The sequence below is a fragment of the Streptomyces sp. NPDC002623 genome, from assembly GCF_053592635.1.
Map to the genome: position 1 here is coordinate 23947 of NZ_JBSFWB010000049.1, position 22429 is coordinate 46375.

Below are 22429 nucleotides of genomic sequence, written 5' to 3' on the forward strand. Positions count from 1 at the left end.
TCGGCGACACCCTCAGCGGCGCGGGCCGCGGCCGTACGGCGGGGTGGTGACCGCCTGGTACCGGACGGTCGCGGCGAGCCACCTCGGCGACGGCCGGCCCGACCGGGACGGCCGGTCCTGTCGCGGGGACCGCGGCCATGGCTCCTGCCGGGTGTCTCAGACGCTCGAGCCGGCGCGGGCTCCGTCGGGCGGACCCGTGACCCCCGCCCGGCGCAGCGCGGCCCGCCAGGCGAGGGCGACCGCCGCCTCGCCCAGCCCGAGCAGGACGAGCCACAGCCCGAGCAGCCGGGTCAGCGCCCGGGCCGACTCGGTGGGCAGGGCCAGCACGACGACTCCCGCGACGATGCCCAGCACCGCCACGGCGAGGACGAACCCGCGGTGGGGCAGGTCCCTGGCGGCGATGGCCGTGTAGAGCGTGAGGATGCCGGACACCAGCCACAGCGCGCCGACGATCAGCGACAGCGCCGCGATGGTCTGCAGCGGGTTGCGCAGGCACAGCACCCCGGCGAGGACGTACAGCACGGCCAGCAGGAGCCCGGTCACCCGGCCGCCGTGGTCCTCCTGGGCGAAGAGCGCGAACACGGCGACGAACCGGAACAGCCCGGTCACGAGCAGATACAGGCCGATGAGGACCGCCAGGACGTGCAGCGTCTCGTCCGGCCAGACCAGCACCAGGATGCCGGGGACGAGCGTCACGACGGCGGAACCGAGGATCCACGTCCAGGAGCGCCCCAGGGCGGCCAGCATGTCGGCGGCGTCGCCCATCGCTCCAGGGGCCGCCCCGCCGGGTTCCTGCTCCGGTCCGGAACGCGGCGCCGGACCATGCGAAACGGTCATGGCTCCTCCTCGCACGGTCCGGCGGGCCGCGTCCGTACCGCCGACGGGGCGGTGTGTGGTGACCTGACCGAATCAGCGTGCCGCCCGCCGCCGCCCGGCGCGTCACCCGCCGGGGGTGAGCGGGCCGCTGCTGGGCCCGCTCATTCCGGCAGCTGACGCATCTCCATCAGCCGCAGGCCCAGGTTCTGGCAGCGGTCCAGGAGCTCGTACAGATGTGCCTCGTCGATGACGGATCCGAACAGCACGGTCTGGCCGGACATCACCACCTGGTCCAGCTCCGGGAACGCGCATTTCAGCGTCTCCGACAGCTGTCCTTCGACGCGGATCTCGTAGCGCATGGGCTGTTCTCCCCGGCGTGCCCTGGGACGGGCTGACGGCGCTCTTTCCCCGCGATGCTCCGCCCGGGGCCCGCCCCGGGACCTCACCCGGCACAGGTGATACCTGGGAGCGGGCGACGGGAACCGGCCCCGGGCGACCGGGCCGCAGCGTTTCGTACTCCGTGTCGTACTTCCACGTGGTGCTGTCGTACTCCCACGTGGTGCAGTCGTACTGCCACGTGGCGCTACGGCCGCCGCCGGACCGCTCCCGGGCCCGGCCGGGCCGTGACTTCGCCGGGGGTGAGGGCGGAGTGCTCCACGGAGCACTCGACGACGACGCGGACCGGGGCGTCGCAGTCGGTGTGGCGGACGTCCAGCACAGGGCCTTCGGAGCCGACGGCGTACGCCTCGCCCCACTGGGTCAGTGCCATCAGGACGGGCCACAGGTCCCAGCCCTTGCGGGTCAGGCGGTACTCGTTGCGGGCGCGGCTGCCGGGTTCCTGGTAGGGGGCGGTCCTGAGGATGCCGGCCGAGGTCAGCTTGCGCAGGCGGTCGCTGAGGACGGCCTCCGACAGGCCGATGTGCCGGCGGAAGTCGTCGAAGCGGCACACTCCGTTGACGGCGTCGCGCAGGATCAGCAACGTCCATTTCTCTCCGACCACGTCGAGCGTGCGCTGGACGGGGCAGTTCTCCGTGCTCGCCTCAAGCCACTCCATCCCGCCATCGTAAGGGGCTGGCTTCGTCATTGACAGTCAGGTGAGCCGGAGGCTAGCTTCACCTGAAAAAGTCAGATGCAGAGCCAAGAACGAGGGAAGGCGCTGGGCCGTGGGGCGAACACGCACGTATCAATGGGAGGATCCCGCGATCCTGGCGGAGGCTGCCGGGAGCATGTCCGGCATCGACTTCCTTCGCGAGATGCAGAAGGGGAGGCTGCCGGCGCCGCCCATCGGCGCCACCTTCGACATGGCGCTGGACGAGGTGGAGCCCGGCAGAGCCGTCTTCTCCCTGACGCCGGGCGAGGAGCACTACAACCCCATCGGCAGCGTGCACGGCGGCATCTTCGCCACCCTGCTCGACTCGGCGGCGGGCTGCGCCGTCCAGTCCACCCTGCCGCAGGGCATGGCGTACACCTCGCTCGACCTGACCGTGAAGTTCCTGCGGCGGATCACCGTGGAAACCGGCACGGTGCGCGCCGTCGGCACGGTCGTCAGCAGCAGTCGTCAAACCGCCCTCGCGCAGGCCCAGTTGTTCGACGCGACGGACCGCCTGCTCGCCCACGCCACCAGCAGCTGCATGCTCTTCCCGGTGCCCGCCCCCCGAAGCTGACTTCCGTTGGTCGTCGGCCTGGACGGCTGCCCGCGACGCAAGGACTACTCGAAGTCGCAACCGGGGTTGGGGGCGTCACGGGAGAAAGGCGCGCCGTGCGGCAGGACGTAGAGGACCTCCAGGACGATGTCGGTGGCGCCGAGGTTCCTGCCGATGTGCACGTTGCCGGCGCCGGACGGCTCCTTGAGGGAACTGCCCTCGGGGTACACGCCGTCGGACGCGCAGGTGGCGTTGAAATGGCTGAGGGTGCCGTGCTTGACGTACGCGTAGAGAGTGCCGTCGTGGAAGTGCCAGCCGGTCGCCTGGCCCGGCGGAATGGTGACCTCCCGCAGTATGTAGTCCGTCCCGCCGATGGTGGACCGGGCTATGACCTTGCCCGTCACACCCGGACCTCCCGGGGTGGCGTACGCGGCCCCGGGAACGGACAGGCCGGCGAGCAGAGCGCCGACGACTCCTGCACGGGACAGAGTGTTCATCCTCGTTTCCTTTCCTGGTGAGTGCGGTGCTGATCGGGTCGGGAAGAAGGGCCTGGGCTCAGGCTTCGCGCAGATCCGGTCGGACGTCGGGGAACACGGCGCGCACCCGGTCGGCGGTCGGCTTGTCGAGAGTGGTGTACCGCAGATCGAGCGCTTCGAGGCCCCGGAGCCGGAAGAAGGATTCGGGCAGGGTGGTCAGCTCGTTGAAGGACAGGTCGAGCCGCCGCAGCCCGGGCATACGGGCGAACGCGTCCTCGGGCAGCGCGGTGAAGGCGGGGCGCAGCACCTCGCCGCCCGCGGTGCGCCGGCCCCAGCGGTCGATCTCCAGGTGTTCCAGTGTGGTGATGTCCCAGACACCGGCGAGCAGTGCGCGATCGGGTTCGGGCTGGAATGACCAGCGCGTGTTGCCGCTGAGGCGCAGCACCCGCAGTCGGGGGAGCCGGGCCAGGTCGGGCAGCCGGGGCAGCTCGGCGGAGAGCGAGCCGCGCAGGTCCAGCTCTTCGAGCGTGGTCAGCGCGAGGAGGTCGTCGGGGAGCGTCTCCAGGAACATGGCCGAGAGGTCGAGACGGCGCAGGGCCGGCAGCCGGGTCACCGCCAGCGGAAACGGGACCAGGGAGTCGTACTCGCCCGGTTGCAGGTTCGACAGGTCCAGCTCGCGCAGGGTGCTCAGCCGGGCGACGGCGTCGGGGACCGGGCAGCTCAGATCGCCGGCCCGCAGCACTTCCAGCCGGGGAAGGTCGCCGATCTGCTCGGGCAGGGACGTGAGTTCGTTGCGCGAGACGTCCAGAACGCGCAGCTCGCGCAGCCGGCCGATGCTCTTGGGCAGGGCGGTCAGCCGCAGCCCGGAGACGTTCAGCTCTTCCAGGGCGGTGAGGTCGCCGATGCGCTCGTCCAGGCTGCCGATGTCCTTGTTGCCGGCCAGGGAGAGGACCCGCAGGTTGACGAAGGCGTGGAGCTGCTCGGGGAGTCGGCGGAGCTTGCGGTCGGACAGGTCGAGTTCGGTGATCTCCGCGGCGCGCGGCAGCAGGGCGTCGAGTTCGTCCAGCGCGAGCAGATGGCTGGGCCGGATGCCGGGCCGCAGGACCGGCTGTCCCGCACGGAGGGCGGCGCTGATGCCGCGCTCGTCCGCGGTGCCGTCCTTGTCGAGGAGTTCGGGCAGGACGAGTTCGTCGAGTTCGTCGTCGGTGAAGTCGACCGGGCAGTTGACGCTGTGGGAACCGGTGATCAGCAGCGCGTCCGGCTGCTCGGCGAAGTGCATGGTGAAGTACAGGGTGCTGATGACGCTCCGGGCGCGCGTGCGGCCGCCGACCAGCAGACAGCCGCCGTCGTCGCCGTAGCTTCCCTGGACCGTGCCGGACGCGGTCAGGTCCCCCCGGACGACCACGTTCGGACAGCCGGACAGCAGCACATGGCGGGCCCGCAGATCGCCGGTGACGAGCAGGAAGTTGCCGCTCGCCGAGTCCCACCACTCCAGGTCGCCGCCGACGGTCAGGTCACCGTCCACGATCGTGTTGTACGGCACCCAGTCGCCGTCGGGCTCCGCATCGAGGCCGCCCGCGACCTGCAGACCGCCCTCGTAGAGCCGTATCTCCTGCTCGTCGGCGAAGTCCTGGTACGGATGCTGGACGTCGACGGAGACGCCGAACCGCTCCTCCGCCTCGGCCACGGTGATGACGCGGTAGCCCGCCGACGCGCTATGTCCACTCATGCCCGGGATGCTAACGGCCGCCACTGACACGGCCGGGGCGTTGCCGGGTCCGAGCGATGAGTTGCGCGAGCAGCCGGGTGCGCGGGACCATGCGCGCGACCTCGACATGCTCGGTGTCCGCGTGGGCGCCGCCGCCCACCGCGCCCAGACCGTCCAGCGTCGGGCAGCCCACGGCCGCCGTGTAGTTGCCGTCCGACGCACCGCCGACGGCGAGCCCGCGCAGCGGCTCCTGACCCAGCTCCGCGGCGATCCGGGAGGCGAGGGCGAACAGTTCGGCGGAGGACTCCGGCTCCATGGGCGGGCGTCGGCCACCGCCGAGCACCTCCAGGCGGGCGCCCGGCGTCAGCGCGGTGAGTCCGCGCACGAGTTCGTCGACACGGTCCTGCGCCGCCGGGGTCGGCACGCGCACGTCCACCGACACCCGGGCCAGCGCGGGCACCGTGTTGCGGGAGCTGCCCGCCGACACCAGGGTGGGCGTGACCGTCGCGGCGCCCAGGAGGGAGGGGGACGCGTCGGCGGCTCCCGTCGCGACCCCGAGGCCGGCGATGGCCAGCACCTGATGAGCCGCCTCGACGGCGGCGTTGATCCCTTTGTGCGGTTCCTGGCCGGCGTGAGCGGCCTTGCCGTGCACCACGACCTCGTACCGTGAGGTGCCCTTGCGGGCGATCTTGAGCGCGCCCGTTTCGTCCGCCGCCGCCTCCAGGACGAAGGCGGCCGCGGCCTCCCGCGCGCTCTCCTCGATCAGCTCCCGGGAGGTGGGCGAGCCGACTTCCTCGTCCCCGTTGACCAGCACGCACACTCCGTCCGGAGAGGGCAGTGAGGCCAGTGCGTGGAACATCTGCACCAGGCCCGCCTTCATGTCCAGGACCCCGGGCCCACGGGCGATCCCGTCGGCCAGCGACCAGGGGTGGCTCTGGAGCGAGCCCATGGGCCACACCGTGTCGTGGTGTCCCACCAGCAGCACGCGCGGGGCGCCGAACCGCCAGCGCAGATGGGTCACTCCGTCGACCACGATCGTCTCCGGCCCGGTCCCCAGCAGCCGTGTGCCGAGGGCGGCGACCGCCTCGGCGCTGCGGGCCACCGCGGCATGGTCGGCCGAGAACGACTCGCAGAGCACGAGCTCCCGCAGATCGTCCAGCATCGTCGACAACAGCACACTTCCCCCTTGAAATCGGTGATTGGTGTCCGGCGGAGCCGGTGAGCACGGGGCGGCGGCGCCCGTCCCCCTTGCCGGAGCTTCGGAATCCTCCGGGCTTCCCGGGCACCGCCGCGCATTCGACGGTAGAAGTGAGCAAGGCATTCCACCAGCGACTGGATCGCATGGGATCAATGCGCCCGAGGAATGGGTTCGACGAATGTGTTCGACGAATGTGTTCGAGGAATGTGTCTCGACGGACAGGTGGGGGAACGTGTTCGAGATCGATGCGCTGCGGCTGCTGGTGGCGGTGGCCGAGACGGGGTCGTTCACCAAGGCGGCGGGCCGGCTCAGTTACACGCAGTCCGCGGTGTCCCGGCGGATCGCCACGCTGGAACAGCAGGCGGGCGGCCCGCTGTTCGAACGGCTCCCGAGGGGCGTACGGCTCAACCCCGCCGGGCGCGCGCTGCACCGGCATGCCCTGGACGTGCTCGACCGGCTGTCGCGGGCGGAGCGGGAACTGACCGTGCTGCACGCGGGACACGGCGGGCTGCTGCAGGTGGGCGCGTTCGCCACCGCCAACATCTCGCTGGTGCCCGCAGCCCTGCGAGCGCTCCAGGAGGCCAGACCGGAGGTCGAGATCGTCGCCGTCGAGGGCCCGACCGACACGCTGATGCGACGTCTGTCGGACGGGTCGCTGGATCTCGCCGTCGTCAGCGACTACCCGTCCGGGCTGCCCTCGGCCGACGGCGTCACGACGACCGAACTGTGCGACGACGAACTGCTCGTCGCCCTCCCGTGCGGACACCGCCTGGCCGAAGCCGACGCCGTCGACCTGGGCGAACTGCGCGACGAAGGCTGGCTGCAGGGCGCGTACGGCGACCGCCCCACGATGCTCGCCGACGCGTGCGCCCGCGCGGGCTTCACCCCCAGGAAGGTCATCCGCATCGCGGAATGGACCGGGAAGTTCGGCTATGTCGCCGCCGGGCTGGGAGTGGCCCTGGTCCCTTCCCTGGCGGCCTGGGCGGTCCCCGGCGAACTCGTTCTCCGTCCCCTCAGCGACCGGGCCCTGCACCGGACCGTGCATGTCGCACTGCCCGCCACTCCGCTGCCGGCGGCACTGGCGCTGCGGGATCTGCTGCGCGCCGCACGACAGGTCCGGCGCCCGCATCGGGATCATCTTCAGTGACCGGCATCGACCAGCGGCATCGCGAAGTCGCCGACACGGCGGCCGACACCCTCGGGGTCGGCCGCCGTGCCGCTGTGCTGCTGGTCACATGGCCGTCACGGTCTCCAGCAATTTACTAGGACGTCCTAGTATCTAGGTGTCAGCGTTCTTCCGAACATCGGGGAAGGCCCCATGAGCGATCTGCATCGTCCCGTGCACCCCGTGCGTCTGGTCACGGCTTCGGCCCTGTTCGACGGGCATGACGCGTCGATCAACATCATGCGGCGGATCTTTCAGTCCCAGGGCGCGGAGGTGATCCATCTGGGGCACAACCGTTCGGTCCGGGAGGTCGTGGACGCCACGCTGGAGGAGGACGCGCACGGCGTGGCCGTCTCCTCGTACCAGGGCGGGCACGTCGAGTACTTCGAGTACCTGGTCGAGTCGCTGCGCGCCCAGGGCGCCGACCACGTCCGTGTGGTGGGCGGCGGGGGCGGGGTCATCGTGCCCGAGGAGATCGCCCGGCTGCGCGCCGGCGGGGTGACCATCTTCTCCCCGGAGGACGGGCAGCGGATGGGCCTCGCCGGGATGGTCAACTCGGTCGTGCGGGACTGCGACTTCGATCTGTGGGAGAGCGGGTCGGCCGACGCCGACGCCGTGCTCGCCGGTGACCGGTTCGCGGTCGCGCGCGCGGTCACCGGCGCCGAACTGGGCAAGCTTCCCCCGGACCTCCTCCAGCGGCTGCGGGCCTCGGCGCGGCCGGTGCCGGTGCTCGGCATCACGGGCACCGGCGGCTCGGGGAAGTCGTCCCTCACCGACGAACTGGTGCGCCGGTTCCGGCTGGACCAGCAGGACAAGCTGCGGATCGCCGTGATCGCGGTCGACCCGACCCGGCGCCGGGGCGGCGGAGCGCTCCTCGGCGACCGGATCCGGATGAACTCCCTCGACGGGAACAGGGTGTTCTTCCGCAGCCTCGCCACCCGCGGCAGCCGTGAGCTGCCGGAGCACCTGTCCGAGGTGATCGACGTGGTGAAGGTGGCCGGGTTCGACCTGGTGATCGTGGAGACGCCGGGCATCGGCCAGGGCGACGCGGCGATCGTGCCTTTCGTCGACGCCTCGCTGTATGTGATGACGCCGGAGTTCGGCGCCGCCTCGCAGCTGGAGAAGATCGACATGCTCGACTTCGCCGACGTCGTGGCGATCAACAAGTTCGAGCGGCGCGGCGCGAAGGACGCGCTGCGCGACGTCGGCCGCCAACTCGTCCGCAACCGTGAGGCGTTCGGGATGCGGCCCGAGGAGATGCCGGTGTACGGCACCTCCGCGGCCACCTTCAACGACGACGGGGTCACCGCGCTCTACCAGCACCTCAAGGCCACGCTGGCCGAGCGGGGACTGCCGCTGACCGAGGGCGCGCTCGCGCCGGTCGACGTCCGCCACTCCTCCGGCATCCGGCAGGTGGTGCCGGCCGACCGGGTGCGCTACCTCGCCGAGGTCAGCGAGACCGTACGCGCCTACCACGCCGGCACCGAGCGGCTGACCGAGGCGGCGCGGCGGGTGCAGCGCCTGGCGGCGGTCGAGGGCGAGCTCGTCGAGGCGGGCTCCGACGCCGGCAACGTACGGGCGCTGCTGGAGGACGCCCGCCGGCGGCTCCCGCAGGACGTCGGCGAACACATCGCGAACTGGCCCGCCGTCGTGGCCTCCTACTCGGGTGACGAGCAGGTGGTGAAGGTCCGGGACAAGGAGATCCGCACCAAGCTGACCCGCGAGTCCCTCTCGGGCAACAAGATCCCCCGCGTCGCCCTGCCACGCTTCACCGACCACGGGGAGCTGGTGCGCTTCTGGCGCGCGGAGAACCTGCCCGGCTCCTTCCCCTTCACCGCCGGGGTGTTCCCCTTCAAGCGCGACGGCGAGGACCCGGCCCGGATGTTCGCCGGCGAGGGCGACCCGTTCCGCACCAACCGCCGCTTCAAGCTGCTCTCCGAGGGCCAGCCGGCCACCCGCCTGTCCACCGCCTTCGACTCCGTCACCCTCTACGGCCGCGACCCGGGCGAGCGCCCCGACATCTACGGCAAGGTCGGCACCTCCGGGGTGTCGGTGGCCACCCTCGACGACATGAAGACGCTCTACGACGGCTTCGACCTGGTCGCGCCCACCACCTCCGTCTCCATGACGATCAACGGTCCCGCGCCGACGATCCTCGCGTTCTTCCTCAACACCGCGATCGACCAGCAGATCGACCGGTTCCGCGCCGCCGAGGGCCGCGACCCCGCCCCCGAGGAGGCGGCCGAACTCCGTGCGCACGCACTGGCGAACGTCCGCGGCACCGTGCAGGCCGACATCCTCAAGGAGGACCAGGGCCAGAACACCTGTCTGTTCTCCACCGAGTTCTCCCTGCGGATGATGGCCGACGTCCAGGAGTGGTTCATCGCCCACCAGGTCCGCAACTTCTACTCGGTGTCCATCTCCGGCTACCACATCGCCGAGGCCGGCGCGAACCCCGTCAGCCAGCTCGCCTTCACCCTCGCCAACGGCTTCACCTACGTCGAGGCCTACCTCGCACGCGGCATGCGCATCGACGACTTCGCGCCCAACCTGTCCTTCTTCTTCTCCAACGGCATGGACCCCGAGTACTCGGTCCTGGGCCGGGTCGCCCGCCGGATCTGGGCGGTGGCGATGAAGGAGAAGTACGGCGCGAACGACCGCTCGCAGAAGCTGAAGTACCACGTCCAGACCTCCGGACGCTCCCTGCACGCCCAGGAGATGGACTTCAACGACATCCGCACCACCCTCCAGGCGCTCATCGCGATCTACGACAACTGCAACAGCCTGCACACCAACGCCTACGACGAGGCCGTCACCACCCCCACCGAGGACTCCGTCCGCCGGGCCCTGGCCATCCAGCTGATCATCAACCGGGAGTGGGGCCTGGCGATGAACGAGAACCCCCTTCAGGGGTCGTTCGTCATCGACGAGCTCACCGATCTCGTCGAGGAGGCCGTGCTCCAGGAGTTCGAGCGGATCAGCGAGCGCGGCGGTGTGCTCGGCGCGATGGAGACCGGCTACCAGCGCGGCCGGATCCAGGACGAGTCGATGCTCTACGAGCAGCGCAAGCACGACGGCACCCTGCCCATCATCGGCGTCAACACCTTCCGCAACCCCCACGCCGACACCGCCGAACCCGGCGTCATCGAGCTGGCGCGCGCCACCGAGGAGGAGAAGCGCTCCCAGCTGGAGCGGGTGCGCGGCTTCCAGGAGGGCCATCGCGACCCGGCTCACGCCGCCCTCGCCGCACTCAAGGACGCGGCGGTGAGCGGTGCAAACGTCTTCGCCGTCCTGATGGACGCCGCCCGGGTCTGCTCGCTCGAGCAGATCACCGACGCCTTCTTCGAGGTGGGGGGCCAGTACCGCCGCAACGTCTGAACCGGCCACCGTCACCACCGGCCCGAGCCCTGCGCGTCGTCTCTCGATGCGGACCCGCTCTTGGGCGGGGACGCCGGTCAGGCAATCATGTGCCCATGCACCGGCCGCAGCTCCGTCTCCACACCCCCGAGTGGGTCACGGCCGACGGTTCCACCCTGAACGTCGCGCTCGTGTATCCGATGCAGGGGCCCGCCGGGATCTTCGGCCCCACCTGTGAGGCATGCGCACGGCTGGCGGCCGAGGAGATCAACAAGGCGGGCGGAGTCCTCGGCAAGGAGCTGCGGCTCATCGAGGTCGACGGCGGCGCCGACCCGCACAAGGTCGCCGAGGACGTCGAGGCCCTGGTGGCGACCGGCGCGGTGCAGGGCGTCACGGGCTGGCACATCTCCTCCGTGCGGCAGGCGGTGGCGCCGCGGGTTGCGCATCGGGTGCCGTACGTCTACACGGCTCTGTACGAGGGCGGAGAGCGCACCGAGGGCGTCTTCATGACGAGCGAGACACCCTCCTGGCAGTTGCTGCCCGCGATGCGGCTGCTCACCGAGACCCGGGGTGTGCGCCGCTGGTTCGTCGTCGGCAACAACTACGTCTGGCCCCGGCACACCGCCCGGGCCGCCCGCCGTTACGCCCGCGACTGCGGCGGCCGGGTCTGCGGCGAGGCGTATCTGCCCCTCGGCGCCGAGGACTTCGAGGACGTGCTGCGGCGGATCGAGCGGGCGGACGCCGACGGGGTGCTGATGCTCCTGGTGGGCAGCGACGCGGTCCGCTTCAACCGGGCCTTCGCCGCCTCCGGGCTCGACCAGCGCAGTCTTAGGCTGAGCACGCTGATGGACGAGAACATGCTGCTGGGCAGCGGTCCGGAAGCCACCGTCGACCTGTTCAGCACGGCCGGGTTCTTCGCCTCGCTGGCCGACCAGAACACCATGGACTTCCACGGCCAGTACGCCGACCGCTTCGGGCCGGAGGCGCCGACGCCCGGCAGCCTCGGCGAGTCCTGCTACGAGGGTGTGCTGCTGCTCGCGGCGCTCATCGAACGGGCGCGCGCCCTGGACATGTCCGCGATCGGCGCGGCGGCCGACCGCGTCTCGTACGAAGGCCCGCGCGGTCTGTTGAGCCTGGACGGCCGGCATGTGCGCCAGCGCATCTACCTCGCGCAGGCGGACGGGCTCGACTTCAACGTTCTCGCCCAGCTGCGCGCTCCGCACGAGTTGTCGTGACGGCGCCCCGGCCCTCTTCGAGCGCTGCCGCCAGCTGATCCAGCAGCACCTCCAGCCGTGCGCCCTCCTCCTCGCCGAGGTCTCCGAGTGCAGGCTCCAACTCGGCCCAGTCGGCCCGCACTTCACGGGCCATGCGCTGCCACCGCTGTCTGCCGCGTGGGGTGAGGTGGGCCAGGACGCGACGCCGGTCGGTGGGGTCGATCCTGCGGAAGACCAGGTTCTGGTCGACGAGTTGGTCGATCAGCTTGGTGAGACTCGGGGCCGGCAGGAAGGCGTGGTCGGCTAGGGCCGTCATGTTGTGCCCGTGCCCGTCGGAGAGGAGGTCGAGGACCCGCCATGCCTCCACCGAGCAGTCGAACTCGTCCAGTACGGCCTGGACCCGGCGTACGGAGAGGCGCTCGGCCCGTGTCAGCAGCCGGAGCAGATCCTGGGGCCGCCTCGCCATCGCACTCCTCCGCTCGAAGCCCTGCTGATCCCCGCGCGGGGTCGCCCGCTCGAGCCTACAGGAAAACAGATCCTTTCCCTGGGAAACATTAATTGACTGCGGATCATTTCTTTTGGTCCACATTTTTGCTTCCACTGGAAACTGTTCTTCAATTGCTTCGAAACTCACAGGAAACAGTTTCCTCGCAGGCTGTGCGCCAACACCCCCTTCCCTGAAGCGCGTTCCGCTCCTTCCCTCCCCCAGAGTCGAGGTTTCGTATGTCCGGGCTCAGCATCAGCAGACGCGGCCTGTTGGCCGGCATCTCGGCGGTCGGCGCGTCCGCGGCCCTCAGCGCCTGTGGCGCGAAAACGGGCAGCGACACGTCGTCGGACTCCGCCGCCAAGGCGGACACCGCCGGCAGCACCGTCAAGGTGGGTCTGCTGAACTCGCTGTCGGGCACCATGGCCATCAGCGAGGTCACCGTCCACAACGCGCTGTTGCTCGCCATCAAGGAGATCAACGCGGCCGGCGGTGTGCTGGGCAAGAAGCTCAAGGCCGTCAGCCAGGACGGCGCGTCCGACTGGCCCACCTTCGCGGAGAAGGCGGAGGCGCTGATCAAGGACGACAAGGTCGCGGCCACCTTCGGCTGTTGGACCTCGGCCAGCCGCAAGGCCGTCAAGCCGGTCTTCGAGCGGTACAAGTCGCCGCTCTTCTACCCGGTGCAGTACGAGGGCCTGGAGGAGTCGCCGTACATCTTCTACATCGGCGCCACCACCAACCAGCAGATCGTGCCCGCGCTCGACTACCTCAAGAAGCAGGGCCTGACCAAGCTCTACCTGGTCGGCAGCGACTACGTCTTCCCGCGCACCGCCAACAAGATCATCAAGGCGTACGCGAAGGCCAAGGGCATGACGGTGGTCGGCGAGGACTACGCGCCGCTCGGCTCCACGGAGTTCGGCACCATCGTCAACAAGGTCAAGGGCTCCGGCGCGGACGCCGTGTTCAACACCCTCAACGGCGACAGCAATGTGGCCTTCTTCAAGGAGTACAAGTCCTCCGGGCTCACCGCGAAGAGCATGCCGGTGCTGTCGGTCTCCATCGCCGAGGAAGAGGTGAAGAGCATCGGCACCCAGTACCTGGAGGGCCAGCTGACCGCGTGGAACTACTACGAGACCACGCCGGGCGCGGCCAACGTCAAGTTCGTGGCGGCCTACCAGGCCGAGTACGGCAAGGACAAGCCGACCAGCGACCCGATGGAGGCCGCCTACATCTCCGTCTATCTGTGGAAGGCGATGGTCGAGAAGGCGGGTTCGTTCGACGTCGCCAAGGTGAAGGCGGCCTCGGACGGCATCACCTTCGACGCCCCCGAGGGCAAGGTCACCGTCGACGGCGCGAGCCAGCACGTCTACAAGACCGCCCGGATCGGCAAGGTCGGTGCGGACGGCCTGATCACCGAGGTGTGGAACTCGGGCAGCCCGATCAAGCCGGACCCGTACCTCAAGGGCTACGACTGGGCCTCCGGATTGTCCTGATCCCCGGACTCCCGCGGTGGGACCCGGCCCCGGCACGGGGCCGGGTCACGCCCATGGCAAGCCCGCACTCCCGTCCCCGACCCGGAGCCGCTTCATGACGGTCGTCCTCAACCAGTCCTTCACCGGCATCAGCATCGGTGCCGTCCTGCTTCTCATCGCGCTCGGTCTGACCCTGACCTTCGGGCAGATGGGCGTGATCAACATGGCGCACGGCGAGTTCATCATGGCCGGCGCCTACACCACGTACGTCCTGCAGAAGTCCATCAGCAGCGCCGGACTCTCGCTGCTTGTCGCGCTGCCCGTGGCCTTCCTGGTCGCCGGGGCGATGGGCGCCCTGCTGGAATGGCTGCTGATCCGGCGTCTGTACACCCGGCCGCTGGACACCCTGCTGGTCACCTGGGGCGTCTCCCTGATGCTCCAGCAGCTCGCCCGGGACGTCTTCGGCGCCCCCAACGTGCAGACCCACGCACCCGACCTGCTCACCGGCAACATCTCCCTGGGCGGCGGCGTCACCTTCGCCAACAGCCGGCTGTTCATCCTCGGCCTCGCCCTGCTCTGCGTCCTCGCCCTCACACTGATCCTGCGGCTCACCCCGCTCGGGCGCCGTATCCGGGCCGTCGTGCAGAACCGCGACCTCGCCGAGGTGTCCGGCATCGCCACCGGCCGGGTCGACCGCATGACCTTCTTCATCGGCTCGGGCCTTGCGGGCGTGGCCGGCGTCGCCCTCACCCTGGTCGGTCCGATCGGCCCGACGATGGGCACCAACTACATCGTCGACGCCTTCCTGGTCGTCGTCGTGGGCGGCATCGGGCAGCTCAAGGGCAGCGTGATCACCGCCTTCGCGCTCGGCGTCCTCCAGTCGGTCCTCGAGTACTCGACGACGGTCAGCGTCGCGAAGGTCATCGTGCTCGTGGCGATCGTCGCCTTCCTCCAGTGGCGACCCCAGGGCCTGTACACACTGCGCACCCGGAGCCTGGCATGACGACGACCGCACCCACACCCCCCGCCGCGACACAGCCCTCGACCCCGCTGTCGGCACGCCTCCGGGTCCCCGGCGCCTTCCTCCTCGGCGCCGTGCTCCTGCTCGCCGTCGCCCCCGTCGCCCTCTCCGACTTCCGCCTCTCCCTCCTCGCGAAGTACCTGTGCTACGCGATCGTCGCCGTCGGAGTCAGCCTCGCCTGGGGCCGGGGCGGACTCATGGTGCTCGGCCAGGGCGTCTTCTTCGGCCTCGGCGGCTACGCCATGGCCATGCACCTCAAGCTCGCCGACGCCGCCGCGACCGGCGAGACACTGCCCGACTTCATGCAGCTGTACGGCACCGGCGACGCGCTGCCGTGGTGGTGGAAGCCCTTCGCCAACCCCGGGTTCGCGCTCGCCATGACCGTGCTGCTGCCGATGGCGGTCGCCGCGGTGCTCGGCTTCTTCGTCTTCCAACGCCGCGTCAAGGGCGCCTACTTCGCGATCCTCAGCCAGGCCCTGGCCGCCGCTCTGGCCATCTGGCTCGTCGGCCAGCAGGCCACCACCGGCGGCACGAACGGCCTCACCGACATCCAGGGCTTCTTCGGCTACTCGCTCGACGACCCGGTCAACCAGCGCACGGTGTACTTCATCATCGCCGTCGTCCTGCTGCTGCTGATGGCCGCCGCCCGCCAGCTGTTCGTCAGCCGCTACGGCGAACTCCTCATCGCCGTACGGGACTCCGAGGAGCGGGTGCGCTTCCTCGGCTACAACCCGGCAGGCGTCAAGCTCGTCGCCTACGTCGTCGCGGCCGGCATGGCGGGCCTCGCGGGCGCCCTCTTCGTGCCGGCCGTCGGCATCATCTCCCCGGCCCTGATCGGGATCGTGCCGTCCATCGGCTTCGTCATCGGCGCGGCGGTCGGCGGCCGGGCCTCGCTGGTGGGCGCGGTGCTCGGCGCGATCGCCGTGGCCTGGGCGCAGAGCACGCTCTCCGACGCCTTCCCCGCCGCGTGGACGTACCTCCAGGGCCTGCTGTTCGTCGTCGCGGTCGGCTTCCTGCCCGGCGGCCTGGCCTCCCTCGGCGTCGTCCTGCGCAGGCGCCGTGCCCCTGCCGGTACCGCCGGTACCCGTACGACTGGAGAGACAGCATGAGCGGCGAGGGACTGACCGTCCGCGACCTCAGGGTGACGTTCGACGGGTTCACCGCCGTCGACGGCGTCGACCTCGACATCCGCCCCGGCGACCTGCGCTTCCTCATCGGCCCCAACGGCGCCGGCAAGACCACCCTGGTCGACGCCGTCACCGGCCTGGTGAAGGCCACCGGATCGGTCCGCTTCGGCGGCGAGGAACTCCTCGGCAGACCGGTCCACCGGATCGCCCGCAAGGGCATCGGCCGTACGTTCCAGACGGCCACCGTCTTCGAGGAACTGACCGTGCTGCAGAACCTCGACATCGCCGCGGGCGCCGGGCGCGGCCCCCTGACCCTGCTGCGACGCCGCAAGGGCATACCGGAGCCGGTGACGAAGGCACTGGAGACCACCGGCCTCACCGAGCTGCGCGACCGGCCCGCCGGGGTGCTGGCCCACGGACAGAAGCAGTGGCTGGAGATCGGCATGCTGCTCGTCCAGGACGTGCAGCTCCTCCTCCTCGACGAGCCGGTCGCCGGCATGAGCCACGACGAACGCGAGGCCACCGGCGAGCTGTTGCGGCGGATCGGCGAAGACCACACGGTCGTCGTCATCGAGCACGACATGGACTTCATGCGCTCCTTCGCGCGCAGCGTCAGCGTCCTGCACGCGGGCAAGGTCCTCAGCGAGGGAACGGTCGCCGAGGTCCAGGCCGACGCCAAGGTCCAGGAGGTCTACCTGGGACGCGCGTCCGACCCGGAACCGGTGAGCGAACCCGCTGCCGTACCCGTCGCCGAGGAGGCGTGACGACCATGCTGGAGATCAGTTCCGTCCGGGCGGGCTACGACCGCACCACCGTGCTGCACGGTGTGACCGTCTCCGTCCCGAAGGACGGCGTGGCGACCGTCCTCGGCCACAACGGAGCCGGCAAGAGCACTCTGCTGCGCGCCGCCATGGGCCTGATCAGGCCGAAGGGCGGGACCGTCCTGCTGGACGGCGAGGACATCACCCGCCTCGCCCCCAACGAGCGGGTCGCCCGCGGCATGGCCTATGTCCCGCAGGGCCAGCAGTCCTTCCCGCACCTCACCACGGCCGAGAACCTCCAACTCGTCGCCGACGGACGCCCCGAGGGCAAGGCGGCCGTCGCCGAGGCGCTGGAGCTGTTCCCGGTGCTGCGTGAGCTGTCCGGCCGTCGCGCCGGCCTGCTGTCCGGCGGTCAGCGCCAGCAACTCGCCCTGGCCCGGGCCCTGATCACCCGCCCGAGGCTCCTGCTTCTCGACGAACCGACCGAGGGCATCCAGCCGTCCGTGGTCGCCGAGATCGAGGAGACGATCCTCGCGCTGACGCGGCGCGGCGGCCTGTCCGTCCTCCTCGTCGAACAGCATGTGGGTTTCGCGATGCGGGCGGCTCAGCGCTACTACGTCCTGGAGGCGGGCCGGGTCACGTCCTCCGGAGAGGGCGGAACGGAAGCCGAACACACCGTGCGGGCGGCGCTCAGCGTATGACGCCGGACCCGGTCGGCAGCCCGCCGACCGGGTCCTGGAGGCACCTGCCTGAACTCGCCTCTCAGAGGCGGGAGTTCGCCTGACGGTACGCCTGCGGACCGAGCCCGTACTGGGCCTTGAAGGCTCGGCTGAACACGGAGGCGTTGTCGAAGCGCCAGTGGCGGGCGACGGCCGCGACGCAGAGCGAGGCCTGCAGGGGGTCGGTGAGGTCGGCGCAGGCGCGTTCCAGACGGCGCTGACGCACGTACCGGGACACCGTCGAGTGCTGCTCGGCGAAGACATGGCGGACGTACCGGGTGGACAGATGGTGCGCCGCGGCGAGTCGTTCCGCGTCCAGCACCTCGTCCCGCAGATGGTGTTCGATCCATTGCGCGAGCTGGTTGAACAGGGAGAGCTTCCGGCTCGGCGGCTCTCCCGAGGTGTGGTCCATGATCACCGCGTGGATCAGCGACAGGACGGCGTTGCCGTGCTCGACCCGGGCGCGAGCCGTCAGCTCGGTGTGGCCGCCGGCCAGGCAGGTCAGCGCGGCGGAGAGGATCGAGCCGCTGGTGGTGCGGTTGAGCTCGGCGGACGCGAGGATCTCGGGCAGTCCCACCGACTGCCGTCCGATCGAGTACAGCGGCACCGCGATGGCCAGGTAGGAGTGGGCGACCGGCGCGGAGATGGTGAACGGCTGCGCCCCGGAGTACATCGTGAACTGACCCGGCCCGAGGGCCACCGACCTGCCCGCCTGGTTGACCGTGGTCTCGCCCGCCAGCACCAGGCCCACGGCGATGCCCGCCCTGGGCTGGGCCCGGACCGACTCGACCTCGACGGGATCGCCCGAGGAGAAGGCGGTGCAGGTCAACGTGCCCAGGGAGAAGGTCTCCGGTTCGGCGACCTCCCCGGGCGACCGGAGGATCACGGTCGGCCCGGGGTCCGTCGGCCCGGAGCAGTCGTCGGGCGCATCCGCGAAGATGATGCGCTCCCGTAGCCCGTGGTTCATCGCTCATCGGCCTCCTGAGCCGGGAGAGTAGCTCGTTTCATCCCGAACGAACAGCTCCCGCCGCGAGCCGGGTGAAGGCCACCGCCGCCAGCAGCGCGCCACCGTTGAACACCGGCCCCACCCACGCGGGTGCGCCGAGCAGGGTGAGGCCGCTGACGCTGACGGCGACGAACAGGATGCCGATCACGGTGCCGGCCACCGACGGGCGTCCCAGGTCGAGGGTGATGGTGCTGAGCAGTACGGCGGTGAGCGCCGGGAAGAGCATGGTCATGCCGTTGTCGGAGGTGGCCGCGCCCTGCCGGGCCAGCAGCAGCACCCCGGCGATCCCCGCCACCGTGCCCGACAGCACGAACGACAGCAGCCGCACCCGGACGACCCGCACGCCGACCAGCTCCGCCGCCCGGGCGTTCGACCCGGTCGCGAAGAGCTGTCGTCCGAACGGGGTGTGGCTCGTGACGAACCATGCGGCCGCGGCCAGCAGCGCGGCCAGTACGGCGATCCGCGGCACGCCGGCGATGTCGAGGGAACCCTGGTCGGTCAGGCCGGCGGGGATGCCGTCGGTGATCTGCAGTCCTCCCGTGTAGGCGAAGATCACCCCGCCGAGCAGGGTGGCGGCGCCCAGCGTGGCGATGAAGCCGTTCATGTCCCAGACCGCCACCAGGACGCCCAGCAGCAGGCCCACGAGTGCTCCCGACACGATCGCCAGCGTCACGGCGACCGGCAGGGGAAGCCCGTGGCGGGACAGCGCCGTCGCCGCGACCACCGAGGACATCGCCGTCACGGCCCCGACCGAGAAGTCGAAGTAGCCGGCCGCCATGGGGAACAGCAGGGCGAGGGCGACCGTCAGGCCCACCGCCTGGTTGGCGAGCATCGCCTGGACGTTCTCCGGGCTGCGGAAAGCGGTGCCCGAGGCGGGCAGCACCGAGAAGGCGACGATCATGGCGATCAGCACCAGCGTCAGGGCGTACCGGGGTCCCAGGAGCCGATGCCGCAGGGGCGTCGGCCGCTCGGCGGGCGCCGTGACGATCTGCTGCCGGTCCGGGGATTCAAGGCGCGTCGACATGTTCGTCCGTCCGATCCTGTTGCGCCGACTGGGAGATGCGGGACTCGGTGAGTTCCGCGCCGATGAGTTCCGCGACGGTCCGTCCCTCGCGCAGGACGATCACTCGATCGCAGAGTTCCGCCAGTTCCTCGAAGTCGGAACTGGCCACGAGGGCCGCGTTGCCGTCCGCCACATGGGTGCGCACGAACCGGTGGATGTCCGCTCGGGCGGCTGCGTCCACGCCCTGGGTCGGCTCGTCGAGCAGCAGCAGCCGCGGGGAGCCGCGGAACCAGCGGGCCAGCACCGCCTTCTGCTGGTTGCCGCCCGAGAGCGCGGCGAACGGGATGTCGGGCGAGGCCGCCTTCACCCCGTAGCGGGCGACGAGAGCGGCGGCTTCGGCGCGCTCGCGGCGCTTGTCGATCCGCCAGCCGTGCCAGTGCTCGCCCAGGCCGGCCGCGCAGATGTTCTCCCACAGCGGGCGGTCCATGAAGCCCGCGTCCGCGGCCCGGTCCTCGGGGATCATCGCGATGCCCAGCCGCATCGCGGCGGGCGGATCGCTCACGGTGACCGGCCGGCCCGCCAGCTCGACGGACCCGCCGCGGACGCGCAGGTCCCCGAACAGGGCACGCAGAAGAGACGTGCGTCCGGAGCCGACGAGGCCCGCGACCCCCACCACCTCTCCGGCGGCCACCCGCAGATCCGCCGCCCGCACGGCACCGGCCGACAGGGCGCGTACGCGCAACAGCGGCGGCCCGGCGCTCTCCGGGCGCCGCACTCCGACTCCGGCCTCCGGCTCGGGGAGCGTGGCGCCGGTGATCGCCTCGATCAGGCCCGCCCGGTCGGTGCGGGACCTGGGGACGTCGGCCGTCACCACGCCGTCGCGCAGCACGCTCACATGGTCGGCGATCTCCAGGACCTCGGCGAGCCGGTGACTGACGTAGATGATCGTCTGCCCGCGCTCGCGGCACTCGCGCAGCGACTGCAGGAGCAGATCGACCTCGTGCTTGGGCAGCCGGGCCGTGGGTTCGTCGAGGACGAGGGTGATCGCGGGGTCGTCGTCGCGCAGGGCGCGCGCGATGGCCACCAGCGTGCGGTCGCTGGGACGCAGGGACCCCACCGGCGTGCGCGCGTCGACGGCCACCCGGGCCCGGTCCAGCTGCTCCTGCGTCCTGCGATACAGCGTCCGCCAGTCGACGGCGGTCCCGAACCGGCGCGGAAAGCCGCCTTCGAGGGCGAAGTTCTCGCCGACGGTGAGATCCGGGACGAGGCCCAGATCCTGGTGGACGAAGCGCAGACCGGCCGCGCGGGCCCGCGCGGGGGAGTAGTGGGCGGTCGGGTGCTCCTTGCCGTGGATCCGGATGACACCGCCGGGGGCCGCGCGGTGCGCTCCGGCCAGGATCTTCAACGTGGTGGACTTTCCCGACCCGTTGCCGCCGAGCAGCGCGTGCAGGGATCCGGAACGGACGTCGAGCGAGATCCCGCGCAGCACGGGCACGCTGCCGAAGGACTTGTGGATACCGGTGAGCCGGACGGCGGGCTGGACGGCGGGCTGGACGGCGGACCGGACGGCGGATTCCGGTGGGGCGTTCATCGCAGGCCGTCCGGGACCGCGGTGGTCCACGCGTACAGCGGCTCCACGGAGGCGGCGAGCCGGATCAGGGCGGCCTCGTCGAACGGGCCGCCCACCAGTTGCGCCCCCACCGGGAGGCCCGCGGCGGTGCGGTGCACGGGCAGGCTGATCGCCGGCAGGCCGGTCAGGTTGGCGAAGAACGTGAAGGAGATCATCTGGGTCTCGGTCAGCCGGAACCCGGTCGGATCGGCGTTCTTCTCCTGGACGACGGTGCCCACGGGCGGGGGAGTGCAGGCCATCGTCGGGGTCAGCAGGACGTCGAAGTCACGGCCCCACTGCGCCACGACCTCCCGGGACTCCCGGTGCAGGAGCGCCATTCCCCGGGCGTACTCGGCGATGTTGCGGGTCAGGGCGAGGGCGCGCAGCTCCTGCAGATAGGGCTCGGCGAGCTCGGGCCGCTCGTAGGACACCAGGTGCAGCGCGGACGGGATGACGAGCTCGATGTACGCCTGGGCCGCCTCCTGGGAGAAGAAGCGCGGTGTGACGGGGGTGACCTCGTGGCCGAGGCCTTCGAGGGTGCGGGCGAGCGAGGTGGCCGCCGCGACGCACTCCTCGTCCACCGGCACTCCGGTCGGCGCGGACAGCAGCAGCCCGATCCGGAGCCGCCCGGCGTCCCGTCCCACCTCGTCGGCGAACGGCCGGTGCGGGACGGGGGCGTGGTACCAGCCCAGGAGGTCCGGGGCCGACATGACGTCGAGGACGGCGGCCGCGTCCTCGACATGGCGCGTGATGGCGCCGTCCGTCGCCGAGTGCTCCCAGGCCGGCACCCGCATGGGCACCCGCCCCCGGCTCGGCTTGAGACCGACCAGCCCACAGGCCGAGGACGGCATACGGATCGAGCCGCCGCCGTCGGACGCCTGGGCCAGCGGGGCGAGACCGGCGGCCACCGCGGCGGCGGCGCCCCCGCTCGATCCGCCCGGGCTGAAGCGTGGATCCCACGGGTTGTGGGTGACGCCGTAGCGGCGGTTCTCCGTGACGGACATGGGGCCCATCTCCGGGGTGTTCGTGCGTCCCATCAGCAGGAACCCCGCGTCCAACAGCCGCTCGACGCTGAGGTCCGTCTCCTCGCTCGGCGCGTCCGAGGTGCCGGCCGAGCCGTAGGTGTTCGGCTGCCCGGCCACCGAGTTGAGATCCTTGACCGGGATCGGCACCCCGTGGAAGGGCGGCAGCTCGGCGTCGGACATGACCGCGCGTTCCGCCTCCTTCGCGGCGCGCAGGACGTCCTCGTCGTTGCGCCACACGAAGGCGTTGAGCTGCGGGTCGTGGCGGTCGACGCGGCGCAGGTACTCTTCTGCGAGCTCCACCGGGCTGAGCTCCCTGGACCTGACGGCGCGGGCCAGACTCACGGCTGAATCGAAGGGATTCATTTTCGGTTCACCTTCCCTGGGTGTCTGGCTGTCGAGTGTGACCGGGGCCTTTTCGACGGTGTTGACCGTCAGGGCGTTGCTGTTGACCGGGGCGGCACAGCCCTCGGCGAGTCCTCGGCACCGGCTGCGGCACGGGCTTCGGCGCAGACCTGGACCGGCCGCGCGGCTCGCATCCGTGCAGGACTGCCGTGGCGGTCAACCGCTGTGCCGTGGGCGTCAATCGGGGGGAGGCACCGGGTCGCACACTCCTGTCCACCGTGCC

At 70.9% G+C, this 22429-nt stretch carries 20 protein-coding genes; 9 read left to right on the forward strand and 11 right to left on the reverse strand.

Annotated features, from left to right (window positions below; all coding sequences use genetic code 11):
- Positions 1-156: 156 nt before the first annotated feature.
- From ACWD4O_RS43735 to ACWD4O_RS43745, 3 genes are all read right to left on the reverse strand, one after another.
- Positions 157-837, reverse strand: coding sequence for an HdeD family acid-resistance protein (locus ACWD4O_RS43735; protein WP_451288615.1), 681 nt, complete (start codon positions 835-837; stop codon positions 157-159).
- Between the two features lie 140 nt (positions 838-977).
- On the reverse strand, positions 978-1175 hold the full coding sequence (locus ACWD4O_RS43740; RefSeq protein WP_451288616.1) for a hypothetical protein: 198 nt from the start codon (positions 1173-1175) through the stop codon (positions 978-980).
- Between the two features lie 224 nt (positions 1176-1399).
- Positions 1400-1870: a winged helix-turn-helix transcriptional regulator gene (locus ACWD4O_RS43745; protein ID WP_451288617.1), complete on the reverse strand. Its 471-nt coding sequence runs from the start codon at positions 1868-1870 to the stop codon at positions 1400-1402.
- A gap of 109 nt (positions 1871-1979) precedes the next feature.
- Here ACWD4O_RS43745 and ACWD4O_RS43750 point away from each other — a divergent pair, with 109 nt between their 5' ends.
- Positions 1980-2480, forward strand: a complete 501-nt coding sequence (locus ACWD4O_RS43750; RefSeq protein WP_451288618.1) for a PaaI family thioesterase — start codon at positions 1980-1982, stop codon at positions 2478-2480.
- A gap of 44 nt (positions 2481-2524) precedes the next feature.
- Here ACWD4O_RS43750 and ACWD4O_RS43755 read toward each other — a convergent pair whose 3' ends face one another.
- The 3 genes from ACWD4O_RS43755 to ACWD4O_RS43765 are packed head-to-tail and all read right to left on the reverse strand — an operon-like array spanning position 2525 to position 5805.
- Positions 2525-2956: a cupin domain-containing protein gene (locus ACWD4O_RS43755; RefSeq protein ID WP_451288619.1), complete on the reverse strand. Its 432-nt coding sequence runs from the start codon at positions 2954-2956 to the stop codon at positions 2525-2527.
- Positions 2957-3014: 58 nt separating this feature from the next.
- On the reverse strand, positions 3015-4664 hold the full coding sequence (locus ACWD4O_RS43760; protein WP_451288620.1) for a leucine-rich repeat domain-containing protein: 1650 nt from the start codon (positions 4662-4664) through the stop codon (positions 3015-3017).
- Positions 4665-4674: 10 nt separating this feature from the next.
- Positions 4675-5805: a M20/M25/M40 family metallo-hydrolase gene (locus ACWD4O_RS43765; protein ID WP_451288644.1), complete on the reverse strand. Its 1131-nt coding sequence runs from the start codon at positions 5803-5805 to the stop codon at positions 4675-4677.
- 268 nt (positions 5806-6073) lie between these two features.
- Between ACWD4O_RS43765 and ACWD4O_RS43770 the strand changes: the two genes are divergently transcribed.
- The 3 genes from ACWD4O_RS43770 (at position 6074) to ACWD4O_RS43780 (ending at position 11598) form a co-directional block, all read left to right on the forward strand.
- Positions 6074-6988 carry a LysR family transcriptional regulator gene (locus ACWD4O_RS43770; RefSeq protein WP_451288621.1) on the forward strand — a complete coding sequence of 305 codons (915 nt, stop codon included), beginning with the start codon at positions 6074-6076 and terminating at the stop codon, positions 6986-6988.
- 171 nt (positions 6989-7159) lie between these two features.
- A complete protein-coding gene (icmF, locus tag ACWD4O_RS43775) occupies positions 7160-10384 on the forward strand; it encodes a fused isobutyryl-CoA mutase/GTPase IcmF (RefSeq protein ID WP_451288622.1) in 3225 nt (1074 codons plus the stop codon).
- A 95-nt stretch (positions 10385-10479) separates the two neighbouring features.
- The gene (locus tag ACWD4O_RS43780) at positions 10480-11598 is read left to right on the forward strand and encodes a substrate-binding domain-containing protein (protein WP_451288623.1); all 1119 of its coding nucleotides are present in this window, start codon (positions 10480-10482) and stop codon (positions 11596-11598) included.
- Here the strand turns inward: ACWD4O_RS43780 and ACWD4O_RS43785 are convergent.
- The gene (locus ACWD4O_RS43785; RefSeq protein ID WP_451288624.1) at positions 11555-12043 is read right to left on the reverse strand and encodes a MarR family winged helix-turn-helix transcriptional regulator; all 489 of its coding nucleotides are present in this window, start codon (positions 12041-12043) and stop codon (positions 11555-11557) included. The genes ACWD4O_RS43780 and ACWD4O_RS43785 overlap by 44 nt on opposite strands.
- A 257-nt stretch (positions 12044-12300) precedes the next feature.
- On the opposite strand from ACWD4O_RS43785, the gene urtA reads away from it, so the two are divergent.
- From urtA to urtE, 5 genes are all read left to right on the forward strand, one after another.
- Positions 12301-13554 (forward strand): urea ABC transporter substrate-binding protein, encoded by a 1254-nt coding sequence (urtA, locus tag ACWD4O_RS43790; RefSeq protein WP_451288625.1) that lies wholly within the window; start codon positions 12301-12303, stop codon positions 13552-13554.
- 94 nt (positions 13555-13648) lie between these two features.
- Positions 13649-14536, forward strand: coding sequence for an urea ABC transporter permease subunit UrtB (urtB, locus tag ACWD4O_RS43795; RefSeq protein WP_450949341.1), 888 nt, complete (start codon positions 13649-13651; stop codon positions 14534-14536).
- The gene (urtC, locus tag ACWD4O_RS43800) at positions 14533-15663 is read left to right on the forward strand and encodes an urea ABC transporter permease subunit UrtC (RefSeq protein ID WP_451288626.1); all 1131 of its coding nucleotides are present in this window, start codon (positions 14533-14535) and stop codon (positions 15661-15663) included. The genes urtB and urtC overlap by 4 nt, the downstream gene beginning before the upstream one ends.
- Positions 15660-16445, forward strand: coding sequence for an urea ABC transporter ATP-binding protein UrtD (gene urtD / locus ACWD4O_RS43805; RefSeq protein ID WP_451288627.1), 786 nt, complete (start codon positions 15660-15662; stop codon positions 16443-16445). The genes urtC and urtD overlap by 4 nt, the downstream gene beginning before the upstream one ends.
- Before the next feature lie 5 nt (positions 16446-16450).
- Positions 16451-17143, forward strand: coding sequence for an urea ABC transporter ATP-binding subunit UrtE (gene urtE / locus ACWD4O_RS43810; RefSeq protein ID WP_451288628.1), 693 nt, complete (start codon positions 16451-16453; stop codon positions 17141-17143).
- A 61-nt stretch (positions 17144-17204) separates the two neighbouring features.
- Here the strand turns inward: urtE and ACWD4O_RS43815 are convergent, their stop codons facing one another.
- From ACWD4O_RS43815 to ACWD4O_RS43830, 4 genes are read right to left on the reverse strand one after another with little or no spacing between them, the layout of a single operon-like run.
- Complete coding sequence (locus tag ACWD4O_RS43815; protein ID WP_451288629.1) at positions 17205-18128, reverse strand: helix-turn-helix domain-containing protein; 924 nt, start codon at positions 18126-18128, stop codon at positions 17205-17207.
- Positions 18129-18165: 37 nt separating this feature from the next.
- On the reverse strand, positions 18166-19191 hold the full coding sequence (locus tag ACWD4O_RS43820; protein WP_451288630.1) for an ABC transporter permease: 1026 nt from the start codon (positions 19189-19191) through the stop codon (positions 18166-18168).
- Positions 19175-20761 carry a sugar ABC transporter ATP-binding protein gene (locus ACWD4O_RS43825; protein WP_451288631.1) on the reverse strand — a complete coding sequence of 529 codons (1587 nt, stop codon included), beginning with the start codon at positions 20759-20761 and terminating at the stop codon, positions 19175-19177. Before ACWD4O_RS43825 ends, ACWD4O_RS43820 begins: the two co-directional genes overlap by 17 nt.
- Complete coding sequence (locus tag ACWD4O_RS43830) at positions 20758-22104, reverse strand: amidase (protein WP_451288632.1); 1347 nt, start codon at positions 22102-22104, stop codon at positions 20758-20760. The genes ACWD4O_RS43825 and ACWD4O_RS43830 overlap by 4 nt, the downstream gene beginning before the upstream one ends.
- Between the last annotated feature and the right edge of the window lie 325 nt (positions 22105-22429).